Below are 21,180 nucleotides of genomic sequence, written 5' to 3' on the forward strand. Positions count from 1 at the left end.
GCGATTCCCGCGGGGCGATCCAGCCGCTCTGTGGAAGTCGACGACGTCCCCGAGCAGCTGCGGATTCGCCAGGAGAAGCGGGAGCGGCTACTCGCCGCGGGCGCCGAGGCTTACCCGGTTGCGGTGCCGCGCACGCATACTCTGGCCGAAATCCGGGCCGCCTATCCCGACCTGGCCGCCGATACCGCGACCGGACAGGTGGTCGGTGTCGCCGGACGCGTCATTTTCATGCGTAATACCGGCAAGTTGTGTTTCGCCACCCTGCAGGAGGGCGACGGCACCAAACTGCAGGCGATGATCAGCCTGGCCGGTGTCGGGGCCGACGCGCTCGCGGCCTGGAAGGCCGATGTGGACCTCGGTGACATCGTTTTCGTGCACGGTGAGGTCATTGCCTCCCGGACCGGCGAATTGAGCGTTATGGCCGATTCCTGGTCGATGGCGTCGAAATCGCTGCGGCCGTTACCGGTGGCACACAAGGAGATGAACGAGGAATCGCGGGTCCGGCAGCGTTATGTGGACCTGATCGTGCGGCCGGAGGCCAGGCAGATGGCGCGCACCAGGGTCGCGACGGTGCGCGCGCTGCGCGACGCGCTGGAGCGGCGCGGTTTCCTCGAGGTCGAAACACCCATGCTGCAGACGCTGCACGGCGGCGCGGCGGCACGTCCGTTCGTCACCCATTCCAATGCGCTGGATATGGACCTCTACCTGCGCATCGCGCCGGAGTTGTTCCTGAAGCGCTGCGTGGTCGGCGGGCTGGAGCGGGTGTTCGAGATCAACCGCAACTTCCGCAACGAAGGCGCCGACTCCACCCATTCGCCCGAGTTCGCGATGCTGGAGACCTACCAGGCGTACGGCACCTACGATGATTCGGCGCGAATGACTCGCGAATTGGTGCAAGAAGTGGCCGAGGCGGTGTTCGGAACTCATGTCGTTACGCTCGCGGACGGCACCGAATACGATCTCAGCGGCGAGTGGGCGACCGTCGAGATGTACCCGTCGCTATCGGACTCGCTCGGTGTCGAGGTGACCCCCGAAACTTCTGTTCCGGAATTGCTGACGCTCGCCGAACGGGTTGGTCTGGAAATTCCCGCCGACAAGGGCTACGGCCACGGCAAACTAGTCGAAGAACTATGGGAGCACCAGTACGGCGAGAAGCTGTATGCGCCGACTTTCGTTCGCGACTTCCCGGTCGAGACCTCTCCGTTGACTCGGCAGCATCGGGACAAGCCGGGCGTCACCGAGAAGTGGGATCTGTATGTGCGCGGCTTCGAGTTGGCCACCGGTTATTCGGAGTTGGTCGATCCGGTGATCCAGCGCGAGCGGTTCATGGATCAAGCGCGGCTTGCTGCCGCGGGTGATGACGAAGCGATGTTGCTCGATGAAGACTTCCTTGCCGCGATGGAACACGGGATGCCCCCCACAACCGGAACGGGTATGGGAATCGATCGCTTGTTGATGGCTCTCACCGGATTGGGAATCCGAGAAACGATACTGTTTCCAATAGTGCGTCCGGTGGCTCGTTGACCGCTCGCATTGCATAGTCCAAGACTCATCTTGGCATTTTCCGAATTCGAGGTATTCTTACCTCGGGTAATCGGCCTGGGCTAGGTCGCACGATTTCGAGAGGACGTTCATCTCATGGCAAAGAAGGTCACCGTTAGCCTGATCGACGATGTCGACGGTGAGTCCATCGCGGACGAGACCATCGAGTTCGGAATCGATGGTGTGTCGTACGAGATCGACCTGTCGTCGGCAAATGCGGCGAAGCTGCGTGAAGAGATGGAGCAGTGGGTTTCCAGTGCTCGTCGGGTGAGCGGTCGGCGGCGGGTGAAGACGGCTGGTGGCGCCGGGACTTCGACCAAGAGCCGGGTCTCCATCGATCGCGAACAAAGCGCTGCAATTCGTGAGTGGGCGCGTCGGAATGGCCACAAGGTTTCGGCCCGTGGTCGTATCTCGGCCGACATCACCGACGCATACAACAAAGCGGCGAAGAGCTAGTTTTTTTCCGGCCGCCGCCCGGTTGGCACGTATGATCTGGCGGCAGGCCGCGCTTTCTCCATAGCATTTATGAATTACCGCTGCGTAGCCGGGATGGCCATCCGCCGTCCCGGCTGCGGCGTGCTCGGCGTTGGTGCCTCCCGGCGGACCGGTGATCGATCTTGCTCGCAGTATCGCGGCCCGGCACCATGGAAGTATCGCGGGCGGGCTCATCATGCCGGTGAGGTCTTCCGTGAACGGCGCATTCACGCCGGTATCCGATAGGGAGAGATGAGGTATCGGCACGGTGACCGGTTTCGTCGGATCGTTCCTGCGATTCACCGATGACCAGGGTCGCAGGCATGAGCTGATGCTGTCCCCGGACCGGGAACGCATCACCATCGGGCGGTCCGCTCACGCCGACCTGTCATTGCGCTGGGATGCGGAGGTTTCGCGGCTGCACGCCGCCGTCGAATACCTGGGCGCGCAGTGGACCATCGTGGACGACGGCCTCTCCCGTAACGGCACCTTCGTCAACGGCGAGCGGCTCACGGGTAGGCGCAGGCTCATCGCGGGTGACCGTATTCGGGTGGGTACATCGCTGGTGTCTTTCCATGATTTCGGCAGTGTCGCCGATGATGCGACCCGGGCGTCCGGCGGAACAATACCGACCGTGCGGTCCCTCACCGAAACACAACGTGCGGTGCTGATCGCGCTGTGCCGTCCGTACAAACACGGTGCCGGATTCGCTACCCCTGCATCCAACCAGCAAATTGCTGGCGAACTATTTCTCAGTGTCGACGCCGTCAAGACTCATCTACGCGCATTGTTCGCCAAATTCGGTGTAGCAGATCTGCCGCAGAACCAGAAACGCGTCCGGCTGGCCGCGCTGGCCATGCAAAGCGGGGTCATTTCCGACCGCGATTTGTAACAGGTTTTCCGTATTCGAGCCGTTTGCCCTGATCACGGGACTCGTAGACGGTCGCTTGGGTACGCGAGCGTCTCGACCATGTTCTGCCGCCCGCCGCTGCTCTTGACTGGACTGACGAATCGGAGCGCGCCGCGCCCGATCTGATCAGCAGGAGAACAAATGACCGCAGTACGAATCATCGCCCTGGTGACGGCGACGTTGGCAACAGGATTGATCGCGGGCCTCTTCTACGCTTACGCGATATCGGTGATGCCCGCCTTGGCCAGGATGGACGACCGGACCGTGGTCGAGACGATGCAGCGGATCAACGTGGTGATCATCAACCCGCTGTTCATGATCGCATTCCTCGGCACCGTCGGATTCGGCCTCGCCGCTGCCGCGGTGCACCTGGGCGGGCAACACCGGGCGACGCTCGTCTGGGTGGCAGTGGCCTTGGCGCTCAACGTGGTCGCTTTCGTGGTGACCGTGGCCTGCAATGTCCCGCTGAATGATCAGCTTGCCGCCGCGGGCGCACCGGAAGCGCTCACCGACCCGGCGGCGGTACGGGCGCAGTTCGAAAACCCTTGGGTGCGTTGGAATATCATCCGCGCGGTATTGCACACCCTCGCATTCGCCGTGCTGTGTGGTGCACTGTTCACCGCGGGAGTGCAGTCCGGGCAGGACCGGGCTGATCAGGTCGGTGAGCCCCGGCTGTTCGGGCAGGTGGCCGCGGGTGGCGAGACGGTGCTTCGGTGATCGGTGGCTGGTGATCGATGGTTCCAGTGGGCCGGGGTTCAGTGGGCTGGAGTTCAGTGGACCAGCGTTCAGCGACTTCGGCCAGGCTGGGCCAGGTGTTGCGGTCCGATTTCCGGACGCGGGAATGCGACAGCGATCGCACGCGTTGACCCCTCGTGACAGCAGCGCCGCCGGTTTCGGCTACGTCATGTCCGGGTAGGCCCATCGCGAGTCGGTTCCATGGACGGATCCGCCGTGAACAGCGAATCGGGTCGGTCTCGGTGCCGCGAGTCGTGAATAGGCTGCGGCGGGGAGTGGGCCAGAGGTATCTGTAGGTGTCGGTAGGGGTCGGTAGACACCGAGCACCGCCGGTTCCGCTTCCGTCTTCCCGTCAGCGGGAGGCTCGGTGTTCGCTCTGGGCAAAACTTGCTTGGAAACGAAACCGGGTCCACGGGCGTTATGAATGAATAACCATGCTGTCGCCGGGTTCCCTTCGGGGTGGACCGGCGGCGGCGGAATCCCCTGCCAACTAGAGTGGAGGCGGGGGCCGCAACCCCCGGCCTTCGTGGCAGGCTGACGGCTAGGTTCGTCACCGATGGCGTCCGGTTTGTACCAGTGCGAACGCTGCGTCGGTTGCCAGAGAGTCGGAGCAGGAGAGTGAGGGAGCGATGTTCGAGAGGTTCACCGACCGCGCGAGGCGCGTCGTCGTCTTGGCCCAGGAAGAGGCCAGGATGCTCAACCACAACTACATCGGCACCGAGCACATCCTGCTGGGGCTGATCCACGAAGGCGAGGGCGTCGCAGCCAAGTCGCTCGAGTCGCTCGGTATTTCGCTGGAAGGTGTGCGCAGCCAGGTCGAGGAGATCATCGGTCAGGGGCAGCAGGCTCCGTCCGGTCATATCCCGTTCACCCCGCGTGCCAAGAAGGTGCTGGAGCTGAGCCTGCGCGAAGCGTTGCAGCTCGGCCACAACTACATCGGCACCGAGCACATCCTGCTGGGGCTGATCCGTGAGGGCGAGGGCGTGGCCGCCCAGGTGCTGGTCAAGCTCGGCGCCGACCTGAACCGGGTCCGCCAGCAGGTCATCCAGCTGCTGTCCGGTTATCAGGGCAAGGAGCCGGTGGAATCCGGTGCCCGCGGCGAAACGGGCACCCCGTCCACCTCGCTGGTGCTCGACCAGTTCGGCCGGAACCTGACCCAGGCCGCGCTGGAGGGCAAGCTCGACCCGGTCATCGGCCGCTCGAAGGAGATCGAGCGCGTGATGCAGGTGCTGAGCCGCCGCACCAAGAACAACCCGGTGCTGATCGGCGAGCCCGGCGTCGGTAAGACCGCCGTCGTCGAGGGCCTGGCGCAGGCCATCGTCAACGGCGAGGTGCCGGAAACGCTGAAGGACAAGCAGCTCTACACCCTCGACCTGGGTTCCCTGGTCGCGGGCAGCCGCTACCGTGGTGATTTCGAAGAGCGCCTGAAGAAGGTGCTCAAGGAGATCAACACCCGCGGCGACATCATCCTGTTCATCGACGAGCTGCACACGCTGGTCGGTGCGGGTGCCGCCGAGGGCGCCATCGACGCGGCTTCCATCCTCAAGCCGAAGCTGGCCCGCGGTGAACTGCAGACCATCGGCGCCACCACCCTCGACGAATACCGCAAGTACATCGAGAAGGACGCCGCCCTGGAGCGCCGCTTCCAGCCGGTCCAGGTGGGCGAGCCGACAGTCGAGCACACCATCAATATCCTCAAGGGCCTGCGCGACCGCTACGAGGCACATCACCGGGTCTCCATCACCGATGGTGCGCTGGTTGCCGCCGCGACCCTGGCCGACCGCTACATCAACGACCGGTTCCTGCCGGACAAGGCGATCGACCTGATCGACGAGGCAGGCGCCCGGATGCGTATCCGTCGCATGACCGCGCCGCCGGACCTGCGCGAATTCGACGACAAGATCGCCGACGCGCGCCGGGAGAAGGAGTCCGCGATCGACGCGCAGGACTTCGAGAAGGCCGCGCGCCTGCGGGACAAGGAAAAGCAGCTGGTCGCCAAGCGGGCCGAGCGGGAGAAGCAGTGGCGTTCCGGTGACCTGGACGTCGTCGCCGAGGTCGACGACGAGCAGATCGCGGAGGTACTGGCCAACTGGACCGGTATCCCGGTGTTCAAGCTCACCGAGGAGGAGACCACCAGGCTGCTCCGTATGGAGGACGAGCTGCACAAGCGGATCATCGGCCAGGAGGATGCCGTCAAGGCTGTCTCCAAGGCGATCCGACGCACTCGTGCCGGCCTGAAGGACCCGAAGCGTCCGTCCGGTTCGTTCATCTTCGCCGGCCCGTCCGGTGTCGGTAAGACCGAGCTGTCCAAGGCGCTGGCGAACTTCCTGTTCGGCGAGGACGATGCGCTCATCCAGATTGATATGGGCGAGTTCCACGACCGCTTCACCGCCTCGCGGCTGTTCGGTGCCCCTCCGGGCTATGTCGGCTACGAGGAGGGCGGCCAGCTCACCGAGAAGGTGCGCCGCAAGCCGTTCTCGGTTGTGCTGTTCGACGAGATCGAAAAGGCCCACCAGGAGATCTACAACACGCTGTTGCAGGTGTTGGAGGACGGCCGCCTCACCGACGGCCAGGGCCGGACCGTGGACTTCAAGAACACGGTGCTGATCTTCACCTCGAACCTCGGCACCTCGGATATCTCGAAGGCCGTCGGGTTGGGCTTCTCCCAGTCCAACAACGAGGGCTCGAACTACGAGCGGATGAAGCTCAAGGTCAACGACGAGCTGAAGAAGCACTTCCGTCCCGAGTTCCTCAACCGTATCGACGACGTGATCGTCTTCCACCAGCTCACCACCGACCAGATCGTGGAGATGGTGGACCTGATGATCGGCCGCGTCGAGACGCAGCTGAAGAACAAGGACATGGCGATCGAACTCACCGATACCGCCAAGAAGCTGCTGGCCAAGCGTGGTTTCGACCCCGTGCTCGGTGCCCGGCCGCTGCGCCGCACCATCCAGCGCGAGATCGAGGACCAGCTGTCGGAGAAGATCCTGTTCGGCGAGATCGGCCCCGGCCAGACCGTCCAGGTCGATGTCGAGGGCTGGGACGGCGAAGGCTCCGGCGAGGACGCCAGGTTCACCTTCACCAGCAAAGCGAAGCTGACCAAGGACTCCGCTGACAAGCCGGTCGCTGCGCTCGCAGGCGCGGGCGAGGGCGAGGCCGCAGCCGAATAACCTCATAACGGCGAATGTGCCGGTCACCGATTGTCGGTGGCCGGCACATTGTCGTTTGTGCTCACCCGTTCACTGCCAGCCCGGCCGCACCAGCCCCGATGCGTAGGCGACGAAACACGAATGGTTACCGCAGCGCAGCCCCGCTCCGCGTGTTGCCGCCAGGAGAGCCGCCGGTCCGTCCATCGGTATCGGAATCAACGGCGTTGCCGGTATCGGTTGCGCCCGGCCCTCGCGTACTGCCGCGCGGTGCAGATGCGGAGCGGGAGTTGTCCGGTGTCGCTGTCTTGTCGCGGCCGGTCGGTGCGCTGCCCGTGTGCTGCGCCCGGACGCTTCCCTGGTCGGGCGCGGTGGCTGTCCGGCCAGGGTCTGCCTGCTCTTCCTGATCTGCCACTGGCGCGGCGGGTGGTTTGTTGGGCAGGCGCGCGGCCACTCGGAAGCCGCCGCTCGGGCGTGGTCCGGCGGTGAGTGCCCCACCGAGGGCGTGGGCGCGTTCCCGCATTCCGAGGATGCCGTTGCCGAGGTGGGTGCCGCTCCGCGCGGCAGTGGTGGTGGGGCGGCTGTTGTCGATGGTGAAATCCACCGACTCGGGGGTGTAGCGGACGGTGACCGTTGCATCCGCGCCGGGCGCGTGCTGGATGACGTTGGTGAGCGATTCCTGGATGATCCGCGCCGCAGCTACATCGATGACGCTGGGCAGCGGTTCGGTGTTGCCGAGCACCCTGGTGTGCACGGTCAGCCCGGTCTCGCGGGTTCGGTGCAGCAGTTCGTCCAGGTCGGCGAGGCTCGGGGCGGGATTCCGGGGCGCGGCGGCGCGCTCGCCATGGGCTGCAGGCTCGTCGGAAGCCGCCATGGAAGGCTCGCCGGCGGTATCGGCCGTGCCGGCCCGGTTGTGGGCGTCGGCGCCGTCCGCGGCCTGGGGCAGACGGCTGAGCGTTGCCCCGTCATCGGTGCGAAGGCCAACGGCATCAAACGCGTTCCGCCCTCGGCGTGCTCGGATGCCCCGCCGCGCCCGCTTGCGACCGGCCTTGCCGGTGGGTACGGCCGTACCGGGTGCAGCGGCGTCTTCCGATTCGTCACCGGTGCCGCCGGAACGAATGGTGTGCAGCAGGGTATGTACCTCGCCGAGCGCTTCCTTGCTGGTGTCCTTGATCGTCCCCAGCGCGGTGGCGGCCTGTTCCGGTTTGTTGTCGAACAGTTCCAGCGCCATCGATGCCTGCGCAGTGATCAGCGAAAGGCGATGCGCCAGCCCATCGTGCAGTTCCCGCGCGGTCGCCAGCCTCTCCTGCATGGCCCTGCGTTGCTGTTGTGCGAGCTCGTCCCGGCGCGCGGCCTCGGTGCGTTGTGCGCGTTCGGCCAGTACTGTTCGGCGCTGTCTGATTCCCTCGGCGGCGGCGACGAGTACCGTCAGCCAGGCCAATAGTCCGAACACCTGCCAGACCTCGGTAGGTTTGCCGAGCAGCGGGGGGAGTGGCCACACCAGCAGCAGGTAACCGACCGGGACCAGCGGATAGGTCAGCCATCTCGATCCGGTGATCGCCGCGGTCAGGAACGCGATGACCAGCGAAAGGAAGATCGGCCCGTAACCGTAGCCCAGGTACAGGTAGGCCGCGCATATCCCGATGCTGCCGCCGAGCACCGCGAGCGGCTGATAGCGGCGCAGCACCAGCAGCAACGGCCCGGCCACAAGCAGGGCGTAACCGACGGTGTCCAGGGAGCGAACGTCGGTCTGCTCCAGATTCGCTGCCCGCCCACCGGCGACCTGTACCAGGGCGACGACAAGCGCCACTGCCCAGTCCCATCCGACCAGGCCGCGGCCCGTTATACCGAACTCCCGCACCCGCATCACCCTATTCGCCCATATATCGCGCACCATCGGTCTGCACACGTATTTCCTCCCGGTGCGCTGCACGGTGCAGGCGCGACCGGGCCGGTTTCGCATGCGTTGGCACGAGTATGTGCGTTCGGCGATACGACTGCACGCATAACGCGGAGCGCGACGGTAGACGGGCCGCTTCGGCGCGGCGTCGCTCCCGTATCGGACAGAGCCTAGTCGGCTGGCAATCGATGCGGTGTCGGTGTGTGAACGATGCCGAAAAACACGGCCTTGTCGGCGGGATCGGGATAGATGCGGTAGATGAATTCCTGGTCGGTCAGCGTATCGATGTCTACGTCGCGACGGAACTGTTCGACTCCCGCATCGTTTTCGCCACGGTGTTCCGGGTCGCACCGTCCGGCGTGACCGACCGATCATCGTGCATCTTGGGGGAATCGTCCAGGTTGAACATGGTGAACGTGCCATCCGGCTTGAAGTAGGCGAAGCCGACGTAATTGCTGACCTCGGGGCCGGTCAACGGCATCGATGCGCCCTGAGAGTCCATCGCGGATGTCGTCTCCCAGGGCATAGTGGACAGAACCGCCGACGGTGAACCCTGGGCGACCGCTGGGGATGTCGCGGTGGGCGGGCTGGGAGTCGTGTTCGAGCTCGAGCTGTGGTCGTCATTTCCGCAAGCGCCGAGTAAGCCGACCGCGGCAAGAGCCATGATTGCGTGCGCAACTTTTTTCATCGGGACCCACCTTTCTTGCTGTCGGTGGTCGGGGCGCCTGCGACGCGGCGCTCACCGTGGTTGCGTTCCTGCCAGCGGCGGTAGACGTCGACGGCGTCGTCGCGGGACAAATGACGCATCGGCAGGCGGCGCTGGTCCCACGGTTGGCGAATTCTTCGTAGAAAGTGTTGAGCTCGAAGTACTTTCGGTCGTCGACACAGTGCGGGGCGTAGGCCTCGCGGGTGGTCAGGAAGACCACCTCGTCGGGGGAGCAGTAGTACAGCGCGCCGAGGCACATCGGGCACGGCAGGGCCAGGATGTAGATGGTGGTCCCGGTGAGATGTTCGGTGCCGAGCGCGGTACAGGCCGCGTGGATCGCGAGGATCTGGGTCAGGCGGCGACGGGCCGGTCGGGACCGGAGGCGTCGACCACCTGATCGCGCCGGTGCCGATGACGAATACCCAGCCTTCGACGGTCACCGTGCCTGCTGCCAGCGCCCGGGCCACCGCTGGATGTGTGGCCAGGTTTATTTGTTGTGAAACCACCTTCGCGCGGACCAGGGCTGCGGCGAGGGCGGTCATCGCCCCGCAGCCCGGATGCCCGCACACCACGATGCGGTCCACCCCCAGCACCACGACGGCGTATTCGATGCTGGCGGCCACGCCGTCTGCACCCGGCCCGTAGGCGGGCACGAGATCGCCCGCGGTGCGGATGACGAACAATTCGCCGGGTTCGCTGCTGGTGATCAGCTCGGGTACGACGCGGGCATCGGAGAGCCGATGAACAGGTGCGCGGCGTGTGCGTGGTGGTGAGATGGGCGAACAGCTCCGCCTTGACTGGAAACACCGTGTCGCGGAAATGGCTGACACCGGTTCCGAGGTGGGCATCGACCTCGGGTTGACGACGTTCGCGGTCTTGTCGAACGGGCAGACGATTGCTTTGCCACCCCCGAGGTGGACGGCCCTGCACGAGGCCATCGTCTACAGGGACGGTTCGCCGCGTTATCGTCAGGTTGTCACCGCACTGCTCAACGCCGGTGCCGATCCGTCGATTCGCGACGGCGCGGGCCGGATCGCACTCGACAACGCCCAGCGGCGTGGTCAGACCGATATCGTCACGATCCTGCGCAACCACCCGAACGGAGGTCGGCGATGAGCCGCGATATGGATCTGCTGCGCCAGGCGATTGCCCTCGCCGAAGCGGCCGGAGAGCGTGGAAACCGCCCGTTCGGCGCGGTGATCACAACCACCGACGGTGTCGTGATCGCCACCGGCCGCAACGAGGTCGCCGAAACCGGTATGGCCACCGCCCACGCCGAACTCACCGCCGTCACCGCCGCCACCGAGGCGGGCCGCGCCGTCGATCTGATCGGGGCCACGGTCTACGCCAGCGGCGAACCGTGCCCGATGTGCAGCGCGGCGATGGTGTGGGCCGGGATCGGCCGGATCGTCTTCGCCGCGGCCGAACCAGATTTCAGCGAAATCATCGACGGGGGACCACGGTTCACCCTGCGCTGTGCCGATGTGGTCGGCGCCGCCGATGTCGACCTCGATGTCTCGGGCCCGCACCTGGGCGAGGAGGCGCTCGCTCCGTTCCACCGCTTCGCCGAGAACTTCCCAGGAGGCGATAATCGCGCCGTGACTCGTGATACCGATTGGGCGCGGGTATCCGGTAAGTCGCAGGAGGGACCGTGAGCGACGTTCGCGCCGTGGCTCGCGGCGCTGCCTGGCTGTTCCGCTGTCGGCGGGGCCTGATCTGATCGCCTGCCCGCCATTCTGAACCGGACCGACCGATCCGGATCGGAATATGATCTCGCCGGTAGGTTGCGTACGAGCGGCAGCGTGGCTCCGAACACAGGTATGGTCCAGTGATGGTCGACCAGCAAGTGCGTTTACCGGACCTGTCAGCACGGCCGTATGAGCTCACGGTCGAGCGCGTCATGACCGCATCGCCGTCACTGTTATATCTGGCGTGGACCCAGGGTTTCGACATTTGGTTCGCCGATCCCGAATCGGTGCGGATGCGTCCCGAGGTCAACGAACCGTTCTACTTCGAAGTCGTGCACGAGGGCATGCGCCATCCCCATTACGGCCGTTTCCTCCGGCTGGAGCCGAACCGATCGGTGGAGCTGACCTGGGTGACCGGCGCCGAAGGCACCGAAGGCGCGGAAACAGTGGTCAGGGTGGAGTTCGTACGTCAACCGCGAGGTATCCGGCTTCGCCTGCGGCACAGTGGCTTTCCCAACGAAGCCGCTCGCGACCGGCACCGCGCGGCCTGGCCTGCGGTACTGGAGCAGTTGGACAAGCGAACCGCTGCGGCCGGCTGAACCGGGCGAGTAGTTTCGACCTCGAACGCCAACGAACCATCCGCGAAAGGACTCCAGATGCCCACACGCACCGCACGTACCGCATGGACCGGCGGCCTCCAGGACGGCACCGGCCAAGTCGAGTTGACCAGCTCGGGGGTCGGCAAGTACGAGGTGTCGTTCCCGAAGCGTTCGGCTGACAACGCCGACGGCACCACCAGCCCGGAAGAGCTGATCGCCGCCGCGCACTCCTCTTGTTACGCGATGGCGCTGTCGGCGGAGATCGGCAATGCGGGCGGCACCCCGCAGAGCCTCGACGTCACCGCCGAAGTCACCCTCGGCGCCGATCCGGCGGGCGGTTTCCGCATCAGCACGGTCGCCCTCACTGTCCGCGGCCGCGTCACCGGTCTCGACTCCGACGGTTTCGCCGCCGCGGCTGCCGCCGCGAAATCCGGCTGCCCGGTCAGCAAGGCGCTGTCGGGCGTGCAGAACATCACCCTCGACGCCGCCCTGGAGTCCTGAACGTCCTCCGGATCCGGCGAGTAACAGTGAGTGGCTCGCTCGTTCCGGTTGTGCGCCGGAACGAGCGAGCCACTCGCCTGCCGCGGGCGGTCGTTACCGCTCAGGAGGTGGGTTTGCCCGCTACGTCGAGCACCACCTCGAATTCCAGTAGCGAAGCACCGGTGGCGACCGGTTTCTTCTGTTCACCCGCATGCGCCTGGCGGGCGGGACCGTCGCGCCACGCCGCGAACGACTCCTCCGAATCCCACTGGGTGACGACGAAGTACCGGTTTTCGCCCGCCACTGGCCGCAGCAGTTGGAAGCCGAGGAACCCGGGGGAGTTCTCGACCGCGTGCGCACGGTGGGCGAACCGCTTCTCTAGTTCGGGTCCCGCGCCCTCGGGAACCTCGATCGCATTGATCTTCACAACAGCCATATCCCCGACAATAGGGAAACCTCGCGCCCCTGTGTGGCCGCGGCTGCGGCAGAATCAGCACGATGCTGCACGACGAAGGCGGAACCGGTACCCCGATCCTGCTGCTGCACGGGCTGATGGGCAGCGCGCGGACCTGGCAGGACCAACTGGACTGGCTGCGCGAGTACGGGCGGGTCTACACCTTCGACGCCGCCGGGCACGGGCGCCCCGCTCCCACCGAACCGACCACCGAAGCATTCGTCGCCGACATCGCCGCCGCCACCGCCGATATCGGCGCGCCCATGACCGTGATCGGGCATTCGATGGGTGGGCTGCACGCCTGGGTTTTCACCGCACAGCACCCGGAACGGGTCCGCGCGCTGGTGGTCGAAGATATGGCCGCCGATTTCACCGGTCGCACTGCCGCAGAATGGGCGGCGATGATCGAATCCTGGCCGCAGCCGTTTCCCGACGCCGACGCCGTCCTCGGCTACTTCGGTCCCGTCGCGGGCCGGTACTTCCTCAACGCCTTCGACCTCGGTCCCGACGGCTACCGCCTACACGGCTCCGTGGCAACCTTCCGCGATATCTCCGAAGAATGGGGGGTGCGCGATTTCTGGACGCAGTGGCGGGCGGTACACGTACCGACCCTGCTGATCGAAGGCGAACACACCATCACCCCGCCCGGGCAGATGCGGCGCATGGGCGAGGAAAACCCCTACGCCGAACATGTGCTGATCCCCGACGCCGGTCATCTCGTCCACGACGACCAGCCCGACCGCTACCGGGAAGAAGTCGAACGATTCCTGCGCAGAGTGCTCGCCGAGCCCCCTTTCGAGGCACACACATAGATCTCGGTCTGTTCCAACCGCGGTCTCGCCTCGGCTGGCTGCTCTGGGGAAACGAAGCCACACTGCGAGACTGCGAACCTCCCGGACCGATAGAAACGGCTGCCTGCCCGTACTGACCCGGCCCGCACGGCGACGGCTTCTCACCCACCGGCTTACCGAACTGCAAGCTCAGGTATTCGCGCCGCTCCCCCCGCCCTCACCGGCCAGCGCGAACAAACCATCCTCGGTCTGCTCGATCAGCCCGTCCACCAGCAGCGAGTCCAGCGCCCGATCCCGCTGACCCGGATCGCGAGTCCAAGCCATATCCAGCCGCACCCGCTCCACCGGACCCGACGCACCACGCAGCACGTCCATCAGCCTGCCGCGGGCCTGCCGATCGGTGCCTTCATACTTCTGGGTGCGCCGCACCACCGTCGACTCTGGTCTGCCCGCACTCACCCACGCGCAACGCGGCAGCGGGCACTCGCCGCAACCCGGAGTACGCGCCCGGCACACCATCGCACCCAACTCCATCAACGCGGCGGAAAACATCGCCGCCCGGTCCACCCGCAGCGGCAGCAGCGCCTCGGTTTCGGGCAGATCGCGGCTGGACGGGTTACCCGCCTCCGCCTTGCCGTGCACCGCGCGGGCAACAACACGCCGCACATTGGTATCCACCACCGGAACCCGCTGCCCATAGGCGAAACAAGCCACCGCCCGCGCCGTATAGGCGCCGATCCCCGGCAGCCCGAGCAGCACCTGCACATCGTCGGGCACCTCGTCGCCGTACTCGGCGGCCAACACCTTCGCGCATTCATGCAACCGCAACGCGCGCCGCGGATACCCGAGCTTGCCCCACGCCCGCAACACCTCACCCTGCGAGGACGCCGCCATCGCCGACGGAACCGGCCAGCGCGCCACCCACTCCCGCCACACCGGCTCCACCCGCGCCACCGGCGTCTGCTGCAGCATGATCTCGCTCATCAAGATCTGCCAAGCGCTCACCCCCGCACGCCGCCACGGCAGGTCGCGGGCGGTTTCCCGATACCAATCCAGCAGCGCGTCGGCGTCGATCGCGCCGCCTCCGATACCGCCTTCGGCACCTGTCACCGAAACACTCCATCCGCCGTTCTCACCGAACCGATGCCGCGATCGATGGGCGGTGTCCGCCGCGCCGCAACGGCGCCGACGTCAAAAGCGACAGCTCGCGGGTGCAAAATGAGCGTATGCCTAATTCAAACCCGGTCAGTGCTTGGAAGTCCCTCCGCGAGGGAAACGACCGCTTCGTCAACGGCACCCTGCTGCATCCTAGTCAGGGCGCCGCCCACCGCGCCAAACTCGTCGGCGGACAAAACCCGACTGCGGTCCTGTTCGGCTGCGGCGACTCCCGGGTGGCAGCCGAGATCATCTTCGACCAGGGACTCGGCGATATGTTCGTGGTCCGCACCGCCGGACACGTCATCGACGCCTCCGTCCTCGGCTCCATCGAATACGGAGTGGCAGTACTGGACGTACCGCTGATCGTGATCTTCGGCCACGATAGCTGCGGAGCGGTCAAAGCCACCCTCGACGCACTCGACGGCGGAGAAGTACCCGGCGGATTCATCCGCGACATCGTCGAACGAGTCACCCCCTCGGTGCTGATCGGCCGCCGCGAAGGCAAGAACAGCGTCGACGAACTCGAAGCCAAACACGTAGTCGAAACCGCCCGACTACTGAAAGAACGGTCCACGATCATCTCCGAGCGAGTCGACGCCGGCACCTGCGCCATCGCCTGCGTCACCTACAAACTGGCCGAAGGCAAAGCAAAACTACACCACGTCATCGGCAACATCGGCGAAGAAGCTTGAGCTGTGTTTATTGGCCGCGCCTTCGGTGCGGCGGGTTTGCGGCCCCCTGGTGGCTCGCGTTTCAGCCCTCGCGACTTGCGCCTTCGGCGCGTGCGCTGCGAGGGCTGAAACGCGAGCCGGGCCGCAAACCGGACGGGGCTGGGTAAGCGGGTCGGTCGGGGCAGGGGACTGCTGGTGCCTTCGGCGCGTGCGCTGCGGAGGTTGAAACGCGTGCTGGGGCTGCAAACCGGACGGGGCTGGGGAGGTGGGTCGGCCTGAGGTGGTTCAGGAACTGCTGGTGCTTTCGGTATGTGCGTTACGGAGGCTGAAACGCGAGCCGGGCCGCGAACGCGAGATTGCTGCCGTCTGTTTTCGCATGTCCACGGCCTACGGGCGGGTTCGAGTCGGAGCGGTGGCGCGCCGACACGCCGAGCCCCTGAGCGGTGGTGCCGGGCGCTGCGCTTACCGTTGAGACGTGCTGGAACCGACTGGACCGCTGCCGCCGGAGATCTACTGGCGGCGACGCGTTTTTGCCATCGGCGCGCTCATTGTCGCGCTCGCGCTGGTGATCTGGCTGGCCATCGCAGTGACCCGCGGCGGAGGATCGCCGGGCGAAACCGCGAGCGCGGCGGTGAGCACGTCCGCTGAAACGAACAAACCTGCGGGGGCGACCACCTCCCGGTCGAGCTCCGGCGCGGCGGTGTCGTCGTCGGAAGCCTCGGACGTTTCGGAACCCTCCGGCGCGCCCGTGGGTGCAGGGCAGTGCTCCGACCAGTCGCTCGCCGTGAAGGTCACGGTGGAACACCCCACCTACCAGCTCGGGCAGCAGCCGGTGTTCGGGATCGTCATCACCAACATCTCCGCCGAACCGTGTACGCGCGACATGGGTTCCGGGTTGCAGCGAGTGTCGGTGCACACGCTGGACGGGCAACGTCAGCTGTGGTCCAGCACCGACTGTTACCCCGAGGGCGAACCCGATGTGCGAACGCTGGAGCGGGGCGAGCAGGCCGCGTTCACCGTGACCTGGTCCGGGGCTACCTCGCAGCCGGACTGTGCGGGTGAACGGGTACAGGTTCCGTCGGGGGCCTACAGCGTTGTTGCGCAATTGGGGTCGATACGGAGTGCGCCGGAGCCGTTCAATATCGCGTGACGGTGCGCCCGGTACCACCGGACCCACGCTGATGGGGCGTATCCGTGTCACCCTGCCTCGCTAAGGTGCGCGGTGTGGCTGCGACAAAGAACAAGCCGGTCTTCCGCTGCACCGCGTGCTCCCATGAGGTCACCAAGTGGGTCGGCAAATGTCCCGACTGCGCAGCCTGGGGGACGGTCGAGGAAGTAGCTCAGGCGGCGGCTGCCCCCGCAGGCAGGCGCGCGATGCTTCCGAGTACGGCCGCGGCACCCATCTCCCGGGTGGATTCGCAGCGCACTACCGCGCGCCCGACAGGTGTTGCGGAGTTGGATCGTGTGCTCGGCGGCGGGATCGTGGCCGGTTCGGTGGTTTTGCTGTCCGGGGAGCCCGGCGTGGGCAAGTCCACACTATTGCTCGAGGTCGCGCACCGCTGGGCTGAGCAGCGTGACGAGCGGTCGCTGTATGTGACGGCGGAGGAATCGGCGGGGCAGGTCCGATTGCGGGCGGACCGGACGGGTGCTGTGCACGACCGGGTGTATCTGGCGGCGGAATCGGATCTGTCGGTGGTGCTCGGACATGTGGAGCAGGTGCGTCCGTCGCTGCTCGTGGTCGATTCGGTGCAGACCATGTTGGCCGCGGATACCGATGGCGTGATCGGCGGAGTGACGCAGGTGCGTGCGGTCACCGCGGCGTTGACGTCGCTGGCGAAGGCGAGCGGTATCGCTGTGCTGCTGGTCGGTCACGTCACCAAGGACGGCGCGGTCGCAGGCCCGCGGACGCTGGAGCATCTGGTCGATGTGGTCTTGCAGTTCGAGGGTGACAAGAATTCGACGTTACGGATGGTGCGCGGCATCAAGAACCGTTTCGGCAGCGCCGATGAGGTGGGTTGTTTCGAGTTGCACGACGACGGCATCGCCTGTGTCACCGACCCCTCGGGCCTGTTCCTGCACCATCGCACCGATGCAGTGCCAGGGACCGCTGTCACGGTCGCGATGGACGGTAAACGCCCGCTGGTCGGCGAGGTCCAGGGCCTCACGGTCGACACCCAGGTCCCGGCCCCGCGGCGGGCGGTGAGCGGGCTGGACTACAACCGTGTCGCGATGATCCTGGCCGTCCTGCAGAGCCGGTGCGGCCTCTACGTCGGCAAACAGGACGTGTACGCCGCCACCGTAGGCGGTATGCGCCTGACCGAACCCGCCGCCGACCTGGCGGTCGCCCTGGCCATAGCCAGCGCCGCCCGCGACACCGCACTACCCGCGGGCTGGGTGATCCTCGGCGAGGTAGGCCTGGCCGGCGAAGTCCGCCGTATCACCTCGGCATCCCGCCGCCTGGCCGAAGCCGAACGCCTCGGCTTCACCACAGCGATCGTCCCTCCGGGCACCGAAGCCAAATCCATCCCGCTCGAACTCCACGAGGCCCCCAGCCTCCGAGCCGCCATCCGCCTGGCCGGCCTCTCGAGATCCCGCTGACCCGGAACCCACCCCGGCACCAACCCAGCGCCGCCGCCCTTCCCTGTTCACTCGGCCCCGCTTGGCTGCGGCCCGGCTCCCCACTCGAAGTCCAGGCAGATATTGGACAGCCGGGTTCGCGCCTTCCTTGTAGGCCTCATGTCTCGCATGAAGTCTCCGCTGTCACGGCCGGGTAGTCCTCATGGGCGTGGCCGCCCCCGATTTCCTGTGGTCGAGCGCACCGATGGCGACTTCGGCAAGCTCGAGCCGCAAGCCCAGCTCGACAATCTCGAGCAAATCGCTGTTATAGCGGTGCCCAGCCCTCGTAGCACCCTGCTAATGGAGCGCTAGCTGAAGCCTCTCGGAGAAGGACCAGAGCCCGCATCCTGCCTCTTTCCGCTCTCACTCAGCCTGTCCGGTTTGCGGACCGGCTCGCGTCTCAGCCTCGCAGCTCGGAGCGCCGGGGCGGACGGACGTCCGACCCTCGCGCTTGCGCCGAAGGCGCAAGCGCGAGGGCTGAAACGCGAGCCCAAGGGAGCAGCAAACCTGCCGCACCGGAGTCGCGGCCATGTTTCAGTGCGCGCTGCCTTCGGTGCTCTTGGACAGCTCGGTTACTTGACGTTCGGCTTCGGTGCCTGCGTCGACTGGGACCTGCATTTGGATGGTGCCGTTTTCCTTGAAGTTGAACGACACGGTGTAGGTCAAGCCGGGGGTGATGTCTTTGGTGAGCCCGGTGATTTCGATGAGCGCGGAGTCGGCTGCGGGATCTTCGGTGCGGGCGCCTGCGGACTGGTTGGTTCCGTTGGTGCTCTTCTGGGACTTCTGGCCGGCAGCTTCGGTGGCGCTGTCGGCGGCTACCACGGTCTCCTGGGGGGAGAGTTCGATCTTGGAGCCTTCGGCGGGGGTGATGCGGACCGAGCCGAGGTCGGTGGTGATGCTGGTGAGCTCGTCGGTGACGGTTTCGCCGGTGTTGACGATGGACAGGGCGAGCACCGCCTTGCCGCCTTCACTGTTGGTGTGGGTGTCGGTCGCCGGGTAGATGATGTGCACGTTGCGCAGCGAGATCCGGCCGATGTCGGCGTTGTTGCCGTTGATGGCGGCGGCTTGGTGGGAGGTTTGGGTGATCTGGCCGGCGCTGCAGCCGGTCAGGATGAGTGCCGCACCGGCGGCGAGCGCGGCAACCGCTGTTGTCCGACGTGGGCTGAGCCGCAGTGTCGGTCTGGCCGGGTTCGCGGCAGTCGCAGCATTCAGGGCAGTCACGAGTTGTCCTCCATGTCCGAGCGGGCTCACTCCACTAGGGACTGTAGTAGTTCGTTCCGGGGGCCGGGCGCGCCGGTCGGTATTGTGCGCCGGATTCGTGGCGGCGAACACAACGCGGCGCGACGCGCGGGGACGGGTAACGATTCGGTCTAGGACGCGCCGATCGGGGCGGGTGCTGGTCTTGCCCGCCGTGTACTGCCGGAATCGGCCGGTAGATAACTCGTTCGGGGACAACGTAATGCACATCGATCCGCATCTGTCAAGCCCCATGGTCTGCTCGTTGTGGCCCTGACCTGCACAGTTGATCGCGCCGTTACCGACTCGCATGTTAAACTGTGAACATCGAAAGGGGCACGGGACACATGATTTTTAAGGTCGGAGACACCGTCGTTTACCCCCACCATGGAGCGGCGCTGATCGAAGCAATCGAGACTCGCACCATCAAGGGTGAGCAGAAAGAGTATCTGGTCCTGAAGGTCGCACAGGGTGACCTTACTGTTCGGGTTCCCGCGGAGAATGCGGAGTACGTCGGCGTCCGTGACGTCGTCGGCCAGGAGGGTCTCGACCGGGTCTTCCAGGTGCTACGGGCACCGCATACGGAAGAGCCGACCAACTGGTCCCGCAGGTACAAGGCCAACCTGGAGAAGCTCGCCTCCGGCGATGTGAACAAGGTGGCCGAGGTCGTACGCGATCTGTGGCGCCGAGAGCAGGACCGCGGGTTGTCCGCAGGTGAGAAGCGGATGCTGGCCAAGGCCAGGCAGATCTTGGTCGGTGAGTTGGCGCTCGCCGAGGGCACCGACGACGGCAAGGCCGAGACGTTGCTCGACGAGGTCCTCGCCGCGGCTTCCTGACCATGTCCGAAACGGACGGCCCCGGCCGTAGTGCCGGTGGTCCGGTCGTCGCATTGGTGCCTGCCGCCGGTCGTGGCGTGCGCTTGGGTGAAGACAAGCCCAAGGCGTTCGTCGCGGTCGGCGGCACGCCTATGGTCAGACTCGCTGTCGATGGTCTGATCGATTCCGGTGCGGTCGACGAGATAATTGTCATGGTTCCCGCCGAGTTGGTGGAGAGTGCAGGGGCCCTGCTGCCGCTCTCCTGCTCGGTGCGGGTGGTGGTCGGCGGCGCCGAACGCACTGATTCGGTGCGTGCGGGCATTGCCGCAGCGCCTGATGCGGGTTACTTCCTGGTGCACGATGCCGCCCGCGCGTTGGCCCCGCCCGATTTGATCGCCCGGGTGAGTGCGGAACTTCATGCCGGGTATCCGGCCGTGGTGCCCGCGCTGCCGGTGGTGGACACCGTGAAGACCGTGAATCCCGACGGGGTTGTCACCGGCACCCCGGACCGCGCCGCGTTACGCGCTATCCAGACTCCGCAGGGTTTCGCTGCCGATCTGCTGCGTGCCGCCTACGCCTCTGATGTTCCTGCCACCGATGACGCGGGCCTGGTCGAACGGCTCGGTGTCGCGGTGCGCACCATCCTCGGCGACCCGCTCGCCTTCAAGATCACCAATCCGCTGGATCTGCGCCTGGCCGATGCCGTGCTCGCGCATACCGAAACGCCGGCGGTGGGAACTCGATGAACCTTCGAACCGGTATCGGCACCGACGTGCACCCGATCGAACCCGGTCGCCCCTGCTGGATGGCGGGCTTGCTGTTCGACGGCGACGACGGCTGCGCGGGCCACTCCGACGGCGACGTCGCCGCGCATGCGCTGTGTGATGCGCTGCTCTCGGCGGCCGGGCTGGGCGATGTCGGGTCGGTTTTCGGTACCGGGCGGCCGGAGTGGGCCGGTGTTTCCGGGGCGGCCATGCTGACCGAGGTTCGGCGGCTGCTCGATGACGCCGGATACGATGTAGTGAACGCGGCCGTTCAGGTGATCGGCAATCGCCCGCGGATCGGCCCGCGACGGGCCGAAGCTCAGCAGGTACTCGGGGAACTGCTGGGGGCGCCGGTATCGGTATCGGGCACTACCAGTGACGGGCTCGGTCTGACCGGTCGCGGTGAGGGTGTCGCCGCCGTGGCGACCGCGTTGCTGCACTGTCGCTGACAGCTGAATCACCTGTCAGTGCCGTATCGGTGCACCGCAACGA

General features: G+C 66.1%; 22 protein-coding genes and 2 pseudogenes. 16 read left to right on the forward strand and 8 right to left on the reverse strand.

The window, feature by feature from the left end; genetic code table 11:
• Positions 1 to 3 precede the first annotated feature (3 nt).
• From lysS to B0T44_RS00560, 5 genes are all read left to right on the forward strand, one after another.
• Positions 4 to 1,524: a lysine--tRNA ligase gene (gene lysS / locus B0T44_RS00540; protein WP_077118846.1), complete on the forward strand. Its 1,521-nt coding sequence runs from the start codon at positions 4 to 6 to the stop codon at positions 1,522 to 1,524.
• Between the two features lie 114 nt (positions 1,525 to 1,638).
• Positions 1,639 to 1,998 (forward strand): histone-like nucleoid-structuring protein Lsr2, encoded by a 360-nt coding sequence (locus B0T44_RS00545; RefSeq protein WP_077118605.1) that lies wholly within the window; start codon positions 1,639 to 1,641, stop codon positions 1,996 to 1,998.
• 349 nt (positions 1,999 to 2,347) lie between these two features.
• Positions 2,348 to 2,908, forward strand: a complete 561-nt coding sequence (locus B0T44_RS00550; protein ID WP_425436852.1) for an FHA domain-containing protein — start codon at positions 2,348 to 2,350, stop codon at positions 2,906 to 2,908.
• 159 nt (positions 2,909 to 3,067) lie between these two features.
• Positions 3,068 to 3,643 carry an anthrone oxygenase family protein gene (locus tag B0T44_RS00555; protein ID WP_081511435.1) on the forward strand — a complete coding sequence of 192 codons (576 nt, stop codon included), beginning with the start codon at positions 3,068 to 3,070 and terminating at the stop codon, positions 3,641 to 3,643.
• A gap of 647 nt (positions 3,644 to 4,290) precedes the next feature.
• Positions 4,291 to 6,834, forward strand: a complete 2,544-nt coding sequence (locus B0T44_RS00560) for an ATP-dependent Clp protease ATP-binding subunit (protein WP_077118601.1) — start codon at positions 4,291 to 4,293, stop codon at positions 6,832 to 6,834.
• A gap of 124 nt (positions 6,835 to 6,958) precedes the next feature.
• On the opposite strand, the gene B0T44_RS00565 is transcribed toward B0T44_RS00560, so the two are convergent.
• The 5 genes and pseudogenes from B0T44_RS00565 to B0T44_RS27775 all read right to left on the reverse strand — a co-directional run.
• Positions 6,959 to 8,671, reverse strand: a complete 1,713-nt coding sequence (locus B0T44_RS00565; protein ID WP_245839383.1) for a sensor histidine kinase — start codon at positions 8,669 to 8,671, stop codon at positions 6,959 to 6,961.
• 209 nt (positions 8,672 to 8,880) lie between these two features.
• Positions 8,881 to 8,997, reverse strand: coding sequence for a DUF4822 domain-containing protein (locus tag B0T44_RS28430; protein WP_217697526.1), 117 nt, complete (start codon positions 8,995 to 8,997; stop codon positions 8,881 to 8,883).
• 2 nt (positions 8,998 to 8,999) lie between these two features.
• Positions 9,000 to 9,398: a DUF4822 domain-containing protein gene (locus B0T44_RS00570; protein WP_217697521.1), complete on the reverse strand. Its 399-nt coding sequence runs from the start codon at positions 9,396 to 9,398 to the stop codon at positions 9,000 to 9,002.
• A pseudogene (locus B0T44_RS00575) lies at positions 9,395 to 9,765 on the reverse strand (deaminase); the annotation flags it as partial. The gene B0T44_RS00570 and the pseudogene B0T44_RS00575, both read right to left, overlap by 4 nt.
• A 238-nt stretch (positions 9,766 to 10,003) precedes the next feature.
• Positions 10,004 to 10,354 (reverse strand): annotated as a pseudogene (locus B0T44_RS27775) (carbonic anhydrase); the annotation flags it as partial.
• Here B0T44_RS27775 and B0T44_RS26245 point away from each other — a divergent pair.
• From B0T44_RS26245 to B0T44_RS00595, 4 genes are all read left to right on the forward strand, one after another.
• Positions 10,236 to 10,532: an ankyrin repeat domain-containing protein gene (locus B0T44_RS26245; protein ID WP_254854213.1), complete on the forward strand. Its 297-nt coding sequence runs from the start codon at positions 10,236 to 10,238 to the stop codon at positions 10,530 to 10,532. The pseudogene B0T44_RS27775 and the gene B0T44_RS26245 overlap by 119 nt on opposite strands.
• On the forward strand, positions 10,529 to 11,071 hold the full coding sequence (locus B0T44_RS00585; RefSeq protein WP_077118595.1) for a nucleoside deaminase: 543 nt from the start codon (positions 10,529 to 10,531) through the stop codon (positions 11,069 to 11,071). The genes B0T44_RS26245 and B0T44_RS00585 overlap by 4 nt, the downstream gene beginning before the upstream one ends.
• A 176-nt stretch (positions 11,072 to 11,247) precedes the next feature.
• Positions 11,248 to 11,703: an SRPBCC family protein gene (locus B0T44_RS00590; RefSeq protein WP_077118593.1), complete on the forward strand. Its 456-nt coding sequence runs from the start codon at positions 11,248 to 11,250 to the stop codon at positions 11,701 to 11,703.
• Positions 11,704 to 11,760: 57 nt separating this feature from the next.
• Entirely contained in the window at positions 11,761 to 12,204 is a 444-nt protein-coding gene (locus B0T44_RS00595; RefSeq protein ID WP_077118590.1) for an OsmC family peroxiredoxin, read from the forward strand.
• Between the two features lie 100 nt (positions 12,205 to 12,304).
• Here the strand turns inward: B0T44_RS00595 and mhuD are convergent, their stop codons facing one another.
• A complete protein-coding gene (gene mhuD / locus B0T44_RS00600; protein ID WP_077118587.1) occupies positions 12,305 to 12,619 on the reverse strand; it encodes a mycobilin-forming heme oxygenase MhuD in 315 nt (104 codons plus the stop codon).
• A 62-nt stretch (positions 12,620 to 12,681) separates the two neighbouring features.
• Here mhuD and B0T44_RS00605 point away from each other — a divergent pair, with 62 nt between their 5' ends.
• Complete coding sequence (locus B0T44_RS00605) at positions 12,682 to 13,449, forward strand: alpha/beta fold hydrolase (RefSeq protein ID WP_077118584.1); 768 nt, start codon at positions 12,682 to 12,684, stop codon at positions 13,447 to 13,449.
• A 168-nt stretch (positions 13,450 to 13,617) separates the two neighbouring features.
• Here the strand turns inward: B0T44_RS00605 and B0T44_RS00610 are convergent, their stop codons facing one another.
• A complete protein-coding gene (locus B0T44_RS00610; protein WP_438269003.1) occupies positions 13,618 to 14,538 on the reverse strand; it encodes an HhH-GPD family protein in 921 nt (306 codons plus the stop codon).
• A 116-nt stretch (positions 14,539 to 14,654) separates the two neighbouring features.
• On the opposite strand from B0T44_RS00610, the gene B0T44_RS00615 reads away from it, so the two are divergent.
• From B0T44_RS00615 to radA, 3 genes are all read left to right on the forward strand, one after another.
• A complete protein-coding gene (locus B0T44_RS00615; RefSeq protein ID WP_077118581.1) occupies positions 14,655 to 15,278 on the forward strand; it encodes a carbonic anhydrase in 624 nt (207 codons plus the stop codon).
• 454 nt (positions 15,279 to 15,732) lie between these two features.
• Positions 15,733 to 16,407, forward strand: coding sequence for a hypothetical protein (locus tag B0T44_RS00620; protein WP_077118499.1), 675 nt, complete (start codon positions 15,733 to 15,735; stop codon positions 16,405 to 16,407).
• Positions 16,408 to 16,481: 74 nt separating this feature from the next.
• Positions 16,482 to 17,855 carry a DNA repair protein RadA gene (gene radA, locus B0T44_RS00625; protein WP_077118576.1) on the forward strand — a complete coding sequence of 458 codons (1,374 nt, stop codon included), beginning with the start codon at positions 16,482 to 16,484 and terminating at the stop codon, positions 17,853 to 17,855.
• A 552-nt stretch (positions 17,856 to 18,407) separates the two neighbouring features.
• On the opposite strand, the gene B0T44_RS00630 is transcribed toward radA, so the two are convergent.
• The gene (locus B0T44_RS00630; RefSeq protein WP_245839227.1) at positions 18,408 to 19,094 is read right to left on the reverse strand and encodes a copper chaperone PCu(A)C domain-containing protein; all 687 of its coding nucleotides are present in this window, start codon (positions 19,092 to 19,094) and stop codon (positions 18,408 to 18,410) included.
• 362 nt (positions 19,095 to 19,456) lie between these two features.
• On the opposite strand from B0T44_RS00630, the gene carD reads away from it, so the two are divergent.
• The 3 genes from carD to ispF are packed head-to-tail and all read left to right on the forward strand — an operon-like array spanning position 19,457 to position 21,137.
• Positions 19,457 to 19,945 (forward strand): RNA polymerase-binding transcription factor CarD, encoded by a 489-nt coding sequence (gene carD, locus B0T44_RS00635; RefSeq protein WP_011206964.1) that lies wholly within the window; start codon positions 19,457 to 19,459, stop codon positions 19,943 to 19,945.
• Between the two features lie 2 nt (positions 19,946 to 19,947).
• Positions 19,948 to 20,670, forward strand: coding sequence for a 2-C-methyl-D-erythritol 4-phosphate cytidylyltransferase (ispD, locus tag B0T44_RS00640; protein WP_077118497.1), 723 nt, complete (start codon positions 19,948 to 19,950; stop codon positions 20,668 to 20,670).
• The gene (gene ispF, locus B0T44_RS00645) at positions 20,667 to 21,137 is read left to right on the forward strand and encodes a 2-C-methyl-D-erythritol 2,4-cyclodiphosphate synthase (RefSeq protein ID WP_077118495.1); all 471 of its coding nucleotides are present in this window, start codon (positions 20,667 to 20,669) and stop codon (positions 21,135 to 21,137) included. The genes ispD and ispF overlap by 4 nt, the downstream gene beginning before the upstream one ends.
• The last annotated feature ends 43 nt before the right edge of the window (positions 21,138 to 21,180 follow it).

This window comes from Nocardia donostiensis (genome assembly GCF_002081715.1).
GTDB lineage: Bacteria > Actinomycetota > Actinomycetes > Mycobacteriales > Mycobacteriaceae > Nocardia > Nocardia donostiensis.

Excerpts from the sequence above, each read along its gene's own strand:
- B0T44_RS00545 (WP_077118605.1), top strand. The coding sequence starts at position 1,639 with ATGGCAAAGAAGGTCACCGTTAGCCTGATCGACGATGTCGACGGTGAG.
- B0T44_RS00550 (WP_425436852.1), top strand. The coding sequence starts at position 2,348 with ATGCTGTCCCCGGACCGGGAACGCATCACCATCGGGCGGTCCGCTCAC.
- B0T44_RS00555 (WP_081511435.1), top strand. The coding sequence starts at position 3,068 with ATGACCGCAGTACGAATCATCGCCCTGGTGACGGCGACGTTGGCAACA.
- B0T44_RS00560 (WP_077118601.1), top strand. The coding sequence starts at position 4,291 with ATGTTCGAGAGGTTCACCGACCGCGCGAGGCGCGTCGTCGTCTTGGCC.
- B0T44_RS00570 (WP_217697521.1), bottom strand. The coding sequence starts at position 9,398 with ATGAAAAAAGTTGCGCACGCAATCATGGCTCTTGCCGCGGTCGGCTTA.
- B0T44_RS26245 (WP_254854213.1), top strand. The coding sequence starts at position 10,236 with ATGGCTGACACCGGTTCCGAGGTGGGCATCGACCTCGGGTTGACGACG.
- B0T44_RS00585 (WP_077118595.1), top strand. The coding sequence starts at position 10,529 with ATGAGCCGCGATATGGATCTGCTGCGCCAGGCGATTGCCCTCGCCGAA.
- B0T44_RS00590 (WP_077118593.1), top strand. The coding sequence starts at position 11,248 with ATGGTCGACCAGCAAGTGCGTTTACCGGACCTGTCAGCACGGCCGTAT.
- B0T44_RS00595 (WP_077118590.1), top strand. The coding sequence starts at position 11,761 with ATGCCCACACGCACCGCACGTACCGCATGGACCGGCGGCCTCCAGGAC.
- mhuD (WP_077118587.1), bottom strand. The coding sequence starts at position 12,619 with ATGGCTGTTGTGAAGATCAATGCGATCGAGGTTCCCGAGGGCGCGGGA.
- B0T44_RS00605 (WP_077118584.1), top strand. The coding sequence starts at position 12,682 with ATGCTGCACGACGAAGGCGGAACCGGTACCCCGATCCTGCTGCTGCAC.
- B0T44_RS00615 (WP_077118581.1), top strand. The coding sequence starts at position 14,655 with ATGCCTAATTCAAACCCGGTCAGTGCTTGGAAGTCCCTCCGCGAGGGA.
- carD (WP_011206964.1), top strand. The coding sequence starts at position 19,457 with ATGATTTTTAAGGTCGGAGACACCGTCGTTTACCCCCACCATGGAGCG.
- ispD (WP_077118497.1), top strand. The coding sequence starts at position 19,948 with ATGTCCGAAACGGACGGCCCCGGCCGTAGTGCCGGTGGTCCGGTCGTC.
- ispF (WP_077118495.1), top strand. The coding sequence starts at position 20,667 with ATGAACCTTCGAACCGGTATCGGCACCGACGTGCACCCGATCGAACCC.